The following is a 13041-nucleotide window of genomic DNA, read 5'->3' as shown; positions in this document are numbered from 1 at the left end:
GAAAGGGCCGCTCACGCGGCCCAGTCGAATGCTTAGAGATCGAGAACCAGACGCTCCGGATCTTCCAGGCTTTCCTTGACTCGAACGAGGAAGGTCACGGCTTCCTTGCCGTCGACGATGCGGTGATCGTAGGAGAGCGCGAGATACATCATCGGACGGATGACGATCTGGCCGCCGACGACAACCGGACGGTCCTGAATCTTGTGCATGCCGAGGATACCGGACTGCGGCGCGTTCAGGATCGGCGAGGACATCAGCGAGCCGTAGACGCCGCCATTGGTGATCGTGAAGGTGCCGCCCTGCATGTCGGCCATCGACAGCGAGCCGTCGCGGGCAGCCTTTGCCAGACGCGCCAGTTCCTTTTCGACCTCAGCGATCGACATCTGGTCGGCGTCGCGGATGACTGGGACGACGAGGCCCTTATCGGTGCCGACGGCCATGCCGATGTGGCAGAAGTTCTTGTAGATGATGTCGGTGCCGTCAATCTCGGCGTTGACGGCCGGCAGCTCCTTCAGCGCGTGCGTGATGGCCTTGGTGAAGAAGCCCATGAAGCCGAGCTTCACGCCGTGCTTCTTTTCGAAGACGTCCTTGTACTTGGCGCGCAGGTCCATGACCGCCTTCATGTCCACCTCGTTGTAGGTGGTGAGCATGGCGGCGGTGTTCTGCGCGTCCTTCAGGCGCTTGGCGATCGTCTGGCGCAGGCGCGTCATCTTCACGCGCTCTTCGCGAGCCGCATCCTCGACCGTCGACGGGCCACGAGCGGCAGCCGGAACGGCAGGTGCTGCAGCGGCTGCCGGAGCGGAGATGCCCTTGGCAACAGCGGCGATCACATCACCCTTCAGAACCTGCCCGCGCTTGCCTGATCCATCGATCTGATCTGCCGACAGGTTGTTCTCGGCGAGCATCTTGGCGGCAGCCGGGGCCGGCGGCATCGCAGAAGCAGCTGCTGCCGGAGCAGCGGCGGCTGCAACAGCCGGTTCGGCTACCTTTGCCGGAGTTGCGGCGGGAGCAGGAGCCTGGGCGGCGGCAGCGCCGGCGCCCGCGGCGATCTGGCCGAGCAGTGCGCCGAGACCGACGGTTTCGCCAGCCTGGGCAACGATTTCGGACAGCGTGCCCGAAGCCGGAGCCGGTACTTCGATGGTCACCTTGTCGGTTTCAAGCTCGAGAATCGGCTCGTCGGCCTTGATGGCGTCGCCAACCTTCTTGAACCAGGTGCCGACGGTTGCCTCGCTGACGGATTCACCGAGAGTTGGAACGCGGATTTCTGTGGCCATTGTTCAAATCCTGATTTGCTTGTGTTCGTTTATTCGTTTCCGGCAGCGAATGGCCGGAGAATGATCGAGGGCATTGGCAATATGTCGAAGCGAAACCCGTAACCGGACTGGATGATCGGATCGGCGTCGGCCATTGCCTGCGCTGCCTGCTGATCCTCCACCGAGACCACTGCCATGCCCCAGCCCCCTTCACCCTCGAAGACGGGACCGACGGCGATCGCCGATCCCTCTTCTGCGTTCTGGTGCCAGTAGGCGGCATGGCGTTTCATCGCGGCCATTTCCTCCCCGGTCGCGTCATGCGGGAAACGAGGGCGAGGCGGCACAAGTCTGAGGAAGAAATATGCCATTGCCCCGATCCCTTAGCCGCCCAACGCATCCTCGAGGAATGCGGCGAGCTGCGACAGATGCTTGGACATCAGACCCGTTGCCGGCGACGCGGCGGCCGGACGGCCGGTGTAGCGGACGCGCTGGTACTTCGCATCGATGTGGGCGAGCACCCACTCCAGATACGGGTCGATGAACGACCATGCGCCCATGTTCTTCGGCTCTTCCTGGCACCAGACCATCTCAGCGTTCCGGAAGCGGGAAAGCTCGTTGATGAGCGCCTTTGCCGGGAACGGATAAAGCTGTTCGACGCGCAGCAGATAGATGTCGTCGATGCCGCGCTTTTCGCGCTCTTCCAGAAGGTCGTAATAGACCTTGCCGGTGCACATGACGACACGACGGATCTTCGCATCCTTCTGCAGCTTGATCGGGCCGTCCTTGATCACCTCGGCATCGTCCCAGAGCAGGCGATGGAAGGAGGACTCTCCGGCCAGTTCCGCGAGCGTCGACACAGCCCGCTTGTGACGCAGAAGCGACTTCGGTGTCATCAGGACGAGCGGCTTGCGGAAGTCGCGCTTCAACTGTCGGCGCAGGATGTGGAAGTAGTTCGCCGGCGTCGTAACGTTGGCGACCTGCATGTTGTCCTCAGCGCAGAGCTGCAGGAAGCGTTCGAGGCGGGCCGAGGAGTGCTCCGGACCCTGACCTTCGTAGCCATGCGGCAGCAGGCAGACGAGACCGGACATGCGCAGCCACTTGCGTTCGCCGGACGAGACGAACTGGTCGAACACGACCTGCGCACCGTTGGCGAAATCGCCGAACTGGGCTTCCCAGAGCGTCAGCGCATTCGGGCGAGCCAGCGAGTAACCATACTCGAAGCCGAGGACCGCTTCTTCCGAAAGCATCGAGTTGATGACTTCATAGCGAGCCTGGTTGGGCGACAGATTGGCCAGCGGAATGTAGCGCTCTTCGGTTTCCTGATCGTAGAGAACCGAATGACGCTGCGAGAAGGTGCCGCGTTCGCAATCCTGGCCGGAGAGGCGGATCTTGTGGCCTTCGACAACAAGCGAACCGAAAGCAAGTGCTTCCGCCATCGCCCAGTCGAGGTTCTCGCCCGTCTGGATCATGTTGGCGCGGTTTTCCATGAAGCGCTGGATCGTTCGATGCGCCCGGAAGCCTTCCGGAATCTCCGAAAGCTTGCGGCCGATGTCCTTGAGCGTCTTCATCGGCACGGCGGTCTTGCCGCGGCGCTGTTCGTCCGCATTGTCGGCAGTACGCAGCCCCGACCACTCGCCGTCCAGCCAGTCGGCCTTGTTCGGCTTGTAGCTCTGGCCGGCGTCGAATTCCTGCTCGAGATGCGCGCGCCAGTCAGCCTTCATCTTCTCGACTTCGCCGTCGGTCAGAAGACCTTCGGCGACAAGCCGATCCGCATAGATCTGCAGGACCGTCTTGTGAGCGCGGATGACCTTGTACATCTTCGGCTGCGTGAAGGACGGCTCATCGCCTTCGTTGTGGCCGTAGCGGCGGTAGCAGAACATGTCGATGACGACGGGCTTGTGGAACTTCATACGAAATTCCATGGCGATCTTGGCAGCATAGACGACCGCCTCCGGATCGTCACCGTTCACGTGGAAGATCGGCGCCTCGATCATCTTGGCGACGTCCGACGGATAGGGCGACGAACGTGAGAAGGCCGGATTGGTGGTGAAGCCGATCTGGTTGTTGATGATGACGTGCATCGTGCCGGCAACGCGGTGACCACGCAGGCCGGACAGGCCGAGGATTTCGGCAATGACGCCCTGGCCGGCAAAGGCCGCGTCGCCGTGGATTAAGAGCGGCAGAACCTTGGCGCGCTCCGACAGCGGAATGGTATCCCCGTCCCAGACAGTGGCGCCCATATCCTGCTTGGCGCGAGCCTTGCCCATGACTACAGGGTCAACGATTTCAAGGTGCGACGGGTTGGCCGTCAGCGAGACGTGGATCTTGTTGCCATCAAACTCCCGGTCAGAGGACGCGCCGAGGTGGTACTTGACGTCGCCCGAGCCTTCGACTTCGTCAGGCGCGTAGGAGCCGCCTTTGAACTCGTGGAAAATGGCGCGGTGCGGCTTGCCCATGACCTGGGAGAGCACGTTAAGGCGACCGCGGTGGGCCATGCCGAACACGGCCTCGCGAAGGCCGAGATGGCCGCCGCGCTTCAGGATCTGCTCGAGCGCCGGGACGAGTGATTCTCCGCCATCGAGACCAAAACGCTTGGTGCCCTTGAACTTCACGTCGAGGAACTGCTCGTAGCCTTCGGCTTCGATGATCTTGGACAGGATCGCCTTCTTGCCTTCTGCGGTGAAAGCGACGCCCTTGTCCGGACCTTCGATGCGCTCCTGGATCCAGGCTTTTTCTTCCGGGTTGGAGATGTGCATGAATTCGACGCCGAGGGTCGAGCAGTAGGTGCGCTCGAGGATCTCGATCATCTCGGGAAGGGTGGCGTATTCGAGGCCGAGAACGTTGTCGATGAAGATCTTGCGGGAATAGTCAGCCGGGGTGAAGCCGTAAGCTTCGGGCGACAGTTCCTTATAGTCTTCGACCGGTGCCGCAATCCCCAGCGGATCGAGCTTGGCATGCAGGTGGCCGCGCATGCGATAGGCGCGGATCATCATGATGGCGCGGACGGAATCGCGCGTTGCCTGCAGGATGTCGGCACCATCGGTTGGCTTGCCGGCGGCTTCCGCCTTGCCCTTGACCTTGGTTTCGATGATCTTTTCGACTGTGCCCCAATCGCCATCGAGCGCAGAAACAAGGTCGCTCTTCGGCTGCAGGGGCCAGTTCGTCTTGCGCCAGGACGCACCCTTGGCCGCCTTCTTCACATCTTCCGGATTGTCTTCCAGTGCCTTGAAAAAGGACTGCCATTCCTCGTTGACCGAGCTCGGGTCTTCTTCATAGCGCGCATAGAGCTGCTCGATATACGCAGCATTGGCGCCATCCAGGAACGAGGTGATCTGAAACTGCTCGTTGGCTTCTTGCCGTGCCATGGTTACACGCGGACGCTTTCGTCCGCCTCCTGACTTGTGATTCCGCCGGATACTCGACCGGCTTGCCGCATCTGTCGTTAGCCGCCTGTCCGCGGCTCATTCATTCGAAGTCGAGGCCCGGGCAGACGCTAAGCCTGCCCGGGATATAGATCGGATCAGCCCTTGAGGACTTCAACCAGCGTCTTGCCGAGGCGAGCTGGCGACGGCGAAACGCGGATGCCAGCCGATTCCATGGCCGCGATCTTCGATTCCGCGTCACCCTTGCCGCCGGAGACGACAGCGCCGGCGTGGCCCATGGTGCGGCCCTTCGGAGCGGTACGGCCGGCGATGAAGCCTGCCATCGGCTTCTTGCGGCCCTTCTTGGCTTCGTCGATCAGGAACTGGGCTGCGTCTTCTTCAGCCGAGCCGCCGATTTCGCCGATCATGATGATCGACGTCGTGGCTTCGTCGGCCAGGAACATTTCCAGCACGTCGATGAACTCGGTGCCCTTGACCGGGTCGCCGCCGATGCCGACAGCCGTCGTCTGTCCGAGGCCTTCATTGGAGGTCTGGAACACGGCTTCGTAGGTCAGCGTGCCGGAGCGCGAGACAATACCAACCGAACCCTTGCGGAAGATCGAGCCCGGCATGATGCCGATCTTGCATTCTTCCGGCGTCAGGATGCCCGGGCAGTTCGGCCCGAGCAAGCGCGACTTCGACTTGTCGAGCTTGGCCTTGACGCGCACCATGTCCATGACCGGGATGCCTTCGGTGATGCAGGTGATGAACGGAACTTCGGCCTCGATCGCCTCGATGATCGCATCGGCGGCGCCTGCCGGCGGAACGTAGATCACAGTCGCATCGGCGCCCGTCCGTTCCTTGGCTTCGGCAACGCTTGCAAAGATCGGCAGCACCGTGCCGTCGACGCCCGACGACCAGGTTTCGCCACCCTTCTTCGGGTGAATACCGCCGACCATCTTGGTGCCGTAATAGGCAAGCGCCTGTTCGGTGTGGAAGGTGCCGGTCTTGCCGGTCAGGCCCTGAACGAGAACCTTGGTGTCTCTGTTGACGAGAATAGACATTCTTTCGGTCCTTCCGGATTAGGCCTTGATCGCCGCGACGATCTTCTTCGCCGCGTCGTCGAGATCGTCGGCAGCCGTAATCGCCAGACCCGACTCGTTGAGGATTTTCTTGCCGAGTTCGACGTTGGTACCTTCGAGGCGAACGACGAGCGGAACCTTCAGACCGACTTCCTGCACAGCTGCGACAACGCCTTCGGCGATGACGTCGCAACGCATGATGCCGCCGAAGATGTTGACGAGGATGCCCTCGACCTTCGGGTCAGCGGTGATGATCTTGAAGGCAGCCGCGACCTTCTCCTTGCCAGCGCCACCGCCGACGTCACAGAAGTTTGCCGGCTCCTTGCCGTAGAGCTTGATGATGTCCATCGTCGCCATGGCAAGGCCTGCGCCGTTGACCATGCAGCCGATGTTGCCGTCGAGAGCCACGTAGGCGAGATCCCACTTCGAGGCCTCGATTTCCTTGGCGTCTTCCTCGGTCTCGTCGCGCAGCGCCTTGACGTCGTCATGGCGGAACAGCGCATTGCCGTCGAACGACATCTTCGCATCGAGAACGCGCAGGTGGCCGTCCTTCATGACGATCAGCGGGTTAACCTCGAGGAGCGCCATGTCCTTTTCGCCGAACGCCTTGTAGAGCGCCGGGAACAGCGACTTGGCATCTTCGGCGGCAGCGCCGGTCAGTTCGAGAGCCTTGGAGATCGCGGTAACGTCGGCCGCCGTGACACCAGCCTCCGGATCGATGGCGATCGTGTGGATCTTCTCAGGCGTGTCGTGGGCGACGGCTTCGATGTCCATGCCGCCTTCGGTCGAAACCACGAAGGCAACGCGGCCAACCGAGCGATCGACCAGCAGCGAGCAGTACAGTTCGCGAGCAATGTCGGCGCCGTCTTCGATGTAGAGGCGGTTGACCTGCTTGCCGGCTTCGCCCGTCTGCGCAGTGACCAGCGTGTTTCCGAGCATCTCCTTGGCGTGAGCGACGACTTCATCGATCGACTTGGCGAGACGAACGCCGCCCTTGGCGTCGGGGCCGAGTTCCTTGAACTTGCCCTTGCCGCGGCCGCCGGCGTGGATCTGGCTCTTGACGACATAGAGCGGACCCGGCAGCGACTTGGCAGCAGCTTCGGCTTCCTCGACCTTGAGGATCGGCACACCCTTGGCGACCGGCGCGCCATAGCCCTTCAAGAGAGCCTTGGCCTGGTATTCATGAATATTCATGGATCTGTTCCTGTTTGGATTGCGTCGGCGCGCAACTGATTACTTCAGCGCAGGCGCGATGTTGATGCAGGCTTCGCACAGGCCGGCGACAGCACCGACGGACTTGTCGAACGCTTCCTTCTCGGCCTTATTGAGATCGATCTCGATGATGCGCTCGACGCCACCGGCACCGATGACGGTGGGCACACCGACATACATGTCCTTAACGCCGTACTGGCCGGTCAGCTGTGCTGCGCAGGGCAGGACGCGCTTCTTATCCTTGAGGTAGGATTCAGCCATCTCGATCGCCGAAGCGGCCGGCGCGTAGTAGGCAGAGCCGGTCTTCAGCAGGCCGACGATTTCGGCGCCGCCATCACGGGTGCGCTGGATGATCTCTTCCAGGCGCTCCTTGGTGACCCAACCCATGGTAACGAGGTCGGTGAGCGGAATGCCGGCAACGGTGGAGTAGCGAGCGAGCGGCACCATCGTGTCGCCGTGGCCACCGAGAACGAATGCGGTGACGTCCTGTACTGAAACGTTGAATTCCTTCGAGAGGAACAGTCGGAAGCGTGAGCTATCGAGAACGCCGGCCATGCCAACGACCTTGTTGGCCGGCAGGCCGGAGAACTTCTGCAGCGCCCAGACCATGGCGTCGAGCGGGTTGGTGATGCAGATCACGAACGCGTTCGGGGCATACTTCTTGATGCCGGCGCCGACCTGTTCCATGACCTTGAGATTGATGCCGAGCAGATCGTCGCGGCTCATGCCCGGCTTGCGGGCGACGCCGGCGGTGACGATGCAGACGTCGGCGCCTTCGATCGCGGAGTAGTCGCTGGCGCCGGTGAGGTTGGCGTCAAAGCCTTCGACCGGCGAGGACTGAGCAATGTCGAGGCCCTTACCCTGAGGAATACCATCGGCGATGTCGAAGAGAACGATGTCACCCAGTTCCTTCAGGCCGGCGAGATGCGCCAGCGTGCCACCAATCATGCCAGAACCAATGAGTGCGATCTTGTTACGCGCCATTTCGCTGTTTCCTTTGCGATCAAAATTCGTCAGGCGACGCGCGGAGGGGGCATCGCCCAATGCCGCAATCGCATAGCCCCAAAGCCAAAAAATGGCAAATGATTATTTTTGAGCGAGGAATTTCAATCGTTTAGATCATAAAATTCTTACGTAAACGTAAGACAATTTGTCACCAAAACATTACTCGGCGGCCCGCCGTTCGTGGTGCAATGCGAGATACTCGGCGCTGCGCATTTCGAAAAGGCGCGACACGGTACGATCGAATTCGAAGCCCTCGGTACCACGCGCTTGTGTCAACAAATTTTCAGGCATCGCTGCTGCGGACACATAGAGCCGCACGGCATGATCGTAAAGCGTATCGATCAGGATAATGAAGCGTTTGGTCTGGTTGCGCTTCTCGGGACCTAGCAGCGGCACGTGATCCAAGAAGATGGCGTCGAAGCGTTCGGCAATGGCCAGGAAATCGGCTGGGCCCAACGGCTTCTCGCAGAGATCGGCGAAGGTGAAGCGCGCCATTCGGTCGACGGCACGTGGCACGTGGATCGATCGTCCCTTCATGGGAATTTCCAATGGCTGCGCCTTGCGGCCATGAAGCGCCTGCATCCAGGACGCATCCATCGCCATGTCCGTCCGGTCATCGATTGGCGTCAGGTAGACAGGTTGGCTATCGAGTTTCTCCATCCGGTAGTCGGTCGGAGAGTCCAACGTCACGATTTCGACGTTCTGCTTGAGAAGATCGACGAAGGGCAGGAACAGGCTTCGATTGAGGCCGTCCTTGTAGAGGTTATCGGGCTCGACATTCGAGGTCGCGACCAGCAGGCACCCGCGCCGGAAGAGTTCGGAAAAAAGCCGCGATAGGATCATCGCGTCAGCAATATCCGTCACCGTGAACTCGTCGAAGCAAAGCAATTCGGCCTCATCATAAAGAGCTGCCGCGACGACCGGGATGGGGTCGGCCTGCTTGGTCTCGCCTTGCTTGAGCTTCAGCCGGTGCGCTGCGATGCGATTGTGCACATCGGTCATGAACTCATGGAAATGCGCGCGCCGCTTCTTCGCGCAGGGTGCCATCGCGAAGAACATATCCATCAGCATCGTCTTGCCGCGGCCGACGCTGCCGTGAATGTATAGGCCCTTGACCGCCTCCGACGACTTCTTCTTGTTGGCGAACAGCCAGCCGAGAGCGCTTCCCTTTGCCGCCGGCCGCCGCTGCTTCAATCCCGACAGCACTCGATCCAGGCATTTCGCCACATGCATCTGGGCTGAATCGATTTGAAGCGCGCCCGAAGCCGTCAGCGACTTCAATTGTTCGCTGACGCTCAGGCTGTAGTCTGGCATGGGTTGCATAAAGGTCCGCCTATGGAGGATCGGCGGCCTTCGCCGCCCAATCTTTTAACGGCTGAGGCTGATCGGCTGTCCGGTATTGGTCTGGCCGCTGAAGGCATTGTCGGCTGTCTTGTAGACGCTGCCGATCTGGTTGCCGCTGCGGTCCTTCAGGAGAACCTGCTTGCCCGAGACTTCCCAGGAACCCATCGCCGTCAACTCGCCGACGCAACCGCGCGTACCGCCGCGCGAGCCGCTGCCGAGATTGGTGAGCGTCAGGAACATGTCGCAGGAGCCGTTGACGCGCCAGCTGCCGACCATCGATTCCTTGGTGACATCCATTGCATTCGCCGCCATCACGCCCGGCTGACCGCCAGCGACAGGTGCCGAGGTCGTCGGAGCAGCAGGGAACTGCGAAGAGCCGGAAGGCGGAGGAAGCTGCCCACCCTGAACCGACGGAACCGGCTGCGCCGTCAGTGGCGCCGGGGCGGAATAGCTCGCATCATTGTAAGCGGTGCGCTGGCAGCCAGCTAGCGACAGAATAACCACGAGACCTGTCGCCACATGTCTGAACTGCATCATGATACTCCCGATTTTTCCAGTATTGTCCTGAAATTGCCGCGCAATCACGGCGGAATTATCTTGAAAGGCTGTATTGAATCAAGCCAGCGCGAGGAGAAATTGTGTCGATGTGGGAGCAACGCCGCAACTCCGAGACAAATTTGGCGCAATCTCGAACAAAGCAACGCTCCGTGATCGCAGAGAGAAAAGGGCCGCATCGGGCCCTATGCTGAATTGATCAAACGCGGCGCTCGACCATCATCTTCTTGATTTCGGCGATCGCCTTTGCCGGGTTAAGACCCTTCGGGCAGGTCTGCGCACAATTCATGATTGTGTGGCAGCGATAGAGGCGGAAGGGATCCTCGAGGTTGTCCAGGCGTTCGCCGGTCGCCTCGTCGCGGGAATCGATCAGCCAGCGATAGGCCTGCAGCAGGACAGCTGGACCGAGATAGCGATCGCCGTTCCACCAGTAGCTCGGACAGGAGGTCGAGCAGCAGGCGCAGAGGATGCACTCGTAGAGGCCATCGAGCTTCTGGCGATCTTCGTGGCTTTGCTTCCATTCCTTGGCAGGCGTCGGCGAAACCGTCTTCAGCCACGGCTCGATCGAGCGATGCTGGGCATAGAAGTTGGTGAGATCAGGGACAAGATCCTTAACGACAGGTAGGTGAGGCAGCGGATAGATCTTCACCGAGCCTTTGATCTCGTCCAGGCCCTTCGTACAAGCAAGGGTATTGGTGCCGTCGATGTTCATCGCACAGGAACCGCAGATGCCCTCGCGACAGGAGCGACGCAACGTCAGCGTCGGGTCGATGTTGTTCTTGATGTAGAGGAGACCGTCGAGCACCATCGGGCCGCAATTATCGACATCGATATAGAAGGTGTCGATCGACGGGTTCTGGCCATCGTCGGGGCTCCAACGGTAGACGCGGAATTCGCGGGTATTCTTGGCGCCAGCCGGCTTTGGCCACACCTTGCCTTCGCGCATCTGGGAGTTCTTGGGAAGAGCGAGTTCAACCATGTCCAGTTCCTCTTAGTACACGCGAGCCTTGGGCGCGATCTTCTGGGGATCGATGCCCTCTGCGATGAGCTCGGTGTGAACCGGGCGGTAGTCGAGCTTGACGTCGCCTGCCTCGTTGACCCAGGCGAGCGTATGCTTGCGCCAGTTGACGTCGTCGCGGCCGGCGAATGCGCCTTCCGTGTAGTCTTCGCGGGCGTGAGAACCGCGGCTCTCTTTGCGTGCTTCGGCGCCGTAGATCGTGGTGATGGCATTGGCCATCAGGTTCTGCAGCTCGAGTGTTTCGACAAGGTCGGAGTTCCAGATCATCGAACGGTCGGTGACCTTGATGTCACGCATTTCCTGCCAGATGGCGGAGATGCGCTTGCAGCCTGACTCCAGCGATTCCTGCGTACGGAACACGGCAGCGTCCTCCTGCATGGCGCGCTGCATCTTTTCGCGCAGCACCGCCGTCGGCGTACCGCCGCTGGCATTGCGCAGGCCATCGAAGCGATCCATGATCTTGTCACAGGCGGCGACATTCAGATGCGGCACCGGTGCTGCACGGTCGATCACCTCTCCAGCGCGGATCGCGGCAGCGCGGCCGAAGACCACGAGGTCGATCAGCGAATTGGAACCGAGGCGATTGGCGCCGTGCACCGAGGCGCAACCGGCCTCGCCGACCGCCATCAGGCCCGGAATGATCCGCTCAGGATTGGAACTGTCGGCGTTGAGCACTTCGCCCCAATAATTCGTCGGAATACCGCCCATGTTGTAGTGAACGGTCGGCAGAACCGGGATCGGCTCGCGCGTCACGTCGACACCGGCGAAGATCTTGGCGCTCTCGGAAATACCCGGCAGGCGCTCGTGCAGAACGGCCGGATCGAGGTGGTCGAGATGCAGGAATATGTGGTCCTTGTTCTTGCCGACGCCGCGACCTTCACGGATCTCGAGCGTCATGCAGCGCGAAACGACGTCGCGCGAGGCAAGGTCCTTGGCCGAAGGAGCATAGCGTTCCATGAAGCGCTCGCCCTCGGAGTTGACGAGGTAACCGCCCTCGCCGCGTGCGCCTTCGGTGATCAGACAGCCCGAACCGTAGATGCCGGTCGGGTGGAACTGAACGAATTCCATGTCCTGCAAAGGCAGGCCGGCGCGTGCCGCCATGCCGCCGCCGTCGCCGGTGCAGGTGTGCGCCGAGGTCGCCGAGAAATAGGCGCGGCCGTAGCCGCCGGTCGCCAGCACCACCATCTTGGCGGCGAAGCGATGGATCGTGCCGTCATCGAGGCACCAGGCGACGACGCCGGTGCAGCGGCTGCCGTCATCCGACATGATCAGGTCGAGCGCGAAATACTCGATGAAGAATTCGGCGTTGTTGCGCAGCGACTGGCCATAGAGCGTGTGCAGGATGGCGTGGCCGGTACGGTCGGCCACGGCGCAGGTGCGCTGTACCGGCGGGCCTTCGCCGTAGTTCTGCATGTGGCCACCGAACGGCCGCTGATAGATTTTACCTTCTTCGTTACGCGAGAAGGGAACGCCGTAGTGTTCGAGCTCATAGACCGCCTTCGGCGCTTCCATGGTCAGATACTGCATGGCATCGACGTCGCCGAGCCAGTCAGAACCCTTGACGGTGTCATAGAGGTGCCATTGCCAGCTGTCGGGCGTCATGTTGCGCAGAGAAGCGGCGATACCGCCCTGCGCGGCGACCGTGTGCGAGCGGGTCGGGAATACCTTGGTGATGCAGGCCGTGCGGAAACCCTGTTCGGCCATCCCAAGCGTGGCGCGAAGACCGGCGCCGCCGGCGCCGACGACGATCACGTCATATGAGTGATCGACGTATTTGTAGGCCTTCCCATTCTGAGCGGGTGAAGTCGGTGCCATGATACGGTTATCCTACGAATGCAATTTTCAGAATGGCGAAGAGACAGAGCCCCGCCATCAGGATCGAAAAGAAGGTATTCAGCATCAGTAGGCCGATCTTGGCAAACTCGCCGTGAACGTAGTCCTCGATGATGACCTGCATGCCGAGCCGCATGTGAATGATGCCGGACACGACCATCAAACCCATGATGACTGCGACAAGCGGGTTCGACAGGGCGTGAACCACGTCGGAATAAGGCTCGCCCGCGTGGACGATCATGAAAATGATGAAGAAGAGAAAAAGGGGCACATTGGCAACCGCAGTGACGCGCTGGCGCCAGAAATGATCGGTTCCTTCCTTGGCCGAGCCAAGGCCGCGAACCTTACCCAGGGGGGTGCGCATATCCATGAGAACA

11 protein-coding genes are annotated in these 13041 nt (G+C 61.0%); all 11 read right to left on the bottom strand.

Features of this window, described 5'->3' with window-relative positions:
• Nucleotides 1-32: 32 nt before the first annotated feature.
• Entirely contained in the window at nucleotides 33-1274 is a 1242-nt protein-coding gene (gene odhB, locus FHT76_RS14470) for a 2-oxoglutarate dehydrogenase complex dihydrolipoyllysine-residue succinyltransferase (RefSeq protein WP_183863701.1), read from the bottom strand.
• Between the two features lie 29 nt (nucleotides 1275-1303).
• Nucleotides 1304-1621, bottom strand: a complete 318-nt coding sequence (locus FHT76_RS14465) for a YciI family protein (protein WP_183755189.1) — start codon at nucleotides 1619-1621, stop codon at nucleotides 1304-1306.
• 12 nt (nucleotides 1622-1633) lie between these two features.
• Nucleotides 1634-4618, bottom strand: a complete 2985-nt coding sequence (locus tag FHT76_RS14460; protein ID WP_183863702.1) for a 2-oxoglutarate dehydrogenase E1 component — start codon at nucleotides 4616-4618, stop codon at nucleotides 1634-1636.
• 155 nt (nucleotides 4619-4773) lie between these two features.
• Nucleotides 4774-5679: a succinate--CoA ligase subunit alpha gene (gene sucD, locus FHT76_RS14455; RefSeq protein ID WP_183863703.1), complete on the bottom strand. Its 906-nt coding sequence runs from the start codon at nucleotides 5677-5679 to the stop codon at nucleotides 4774-4776.
• 18 nt (nucleotides 5680-5697) lie between these two features.
• On the bottom strand, nucleotides 5698-6891 hold the full coding sequence (sucC, locus tag FHT76_RS14450) for an ADP-forming succinate--CoA ligase subunit beta (protein ID WP_183863704.1): 1194 nt from the start codon (nucleotides 6889-6891) through the stop codon (nucleotides 5698-5700).
• A gap of 39 nt (nucleotides 6892-6930) precedes the next feature.
• Nucleotides 6931-7893: a malate dehydrogenase gene (gene mdh / locus FHT76_RS14445; RefSeq protein ID WP_037116323.1), complete on the bottom strand. Its 963-nt coding sequence runs from the start codon at nucleotides 7891-7893 to the stop codon at nucleotides 6931-6933.
• A 180-nt stretch (nucleotides 7894-8073) separates the two neighbouring features.
• Nucleotides 8074-9237, bottom strand: coding sequence for a cell division protein ZapE (gene zapE, locus FHT76_RS14440; protein WP_183863706.1), 1164 nt, complete (start codon nucleotides 9235-9237; stop codon nucleotides 8074-8076).
• A gap of 45 nt (nucleotides 9238-9282) precedes the next feature.
• Nucleotides 9283-9792 carry a protease inhibitor Inh/omp19 family protein gene (locus FHT76_RS14435; protein WP_183863824.1) on the bottom strand — a complete coding sequence of 170 codons (510 nt, stop codon included), beginning with the start codon at nucleotides 9790-9792 and terminating at the stop codon, nucleotides 9283-9285.
• 220 nt (nucleotides 9793-10012) lie between these two features.
• The gene (locus FHT76_RS14430; RefSeq protein WP_016556589.1) at nucleotides 10013-10792 is read right to left on the bottom strand and encodes a succinate dehydrogenase iron-sulfur subunit; all 780 of its coding nucleotides are present in this window, start codon (nucleotides 10790-10792) and stop codon (nucleotides 10013-10015) included.
• Nucleotides 10793-10804: 12 nt separating this feature from the next.
• Nucleotides 10805-12646 (bottom strand): succinate dehydrogenase flavoprotein subunit, encoded by a 1842-nt coding sequence (sdhA, locus tag FHT76_RS14425; protein ID WP_183863708.1) that lies wholly within the window; start codon nucleotides 12644-12646, stop codon nucleotides 10805-10807.
• A gap of 7 nt (nucleotides 12647-12653) precedes the next feature.
• Nucleotides 12654-13034 (bottom strand): succinate dehydrogenase, hydrophobic membrane anchor protein, encoded by a 381-nt coding sequence (gene sdhD, locus FHT76_RS14420; protein WP_183755182.1) that lies wholly within the window; start codon nucleotides 13032-13034, stop codon nucleotides 12654-12656.
• Nucleotides 13035-13041: the final 7 nt, after the last annotated feature.

Source organism: Rhizobium sp. BK176, assembly GCF_024808055.1.
The sequence above is the reverse complement of the archived record's forward strand: the minus strand, read 5'-3'. Positions and strand labels throughout refer to the sequence as shown.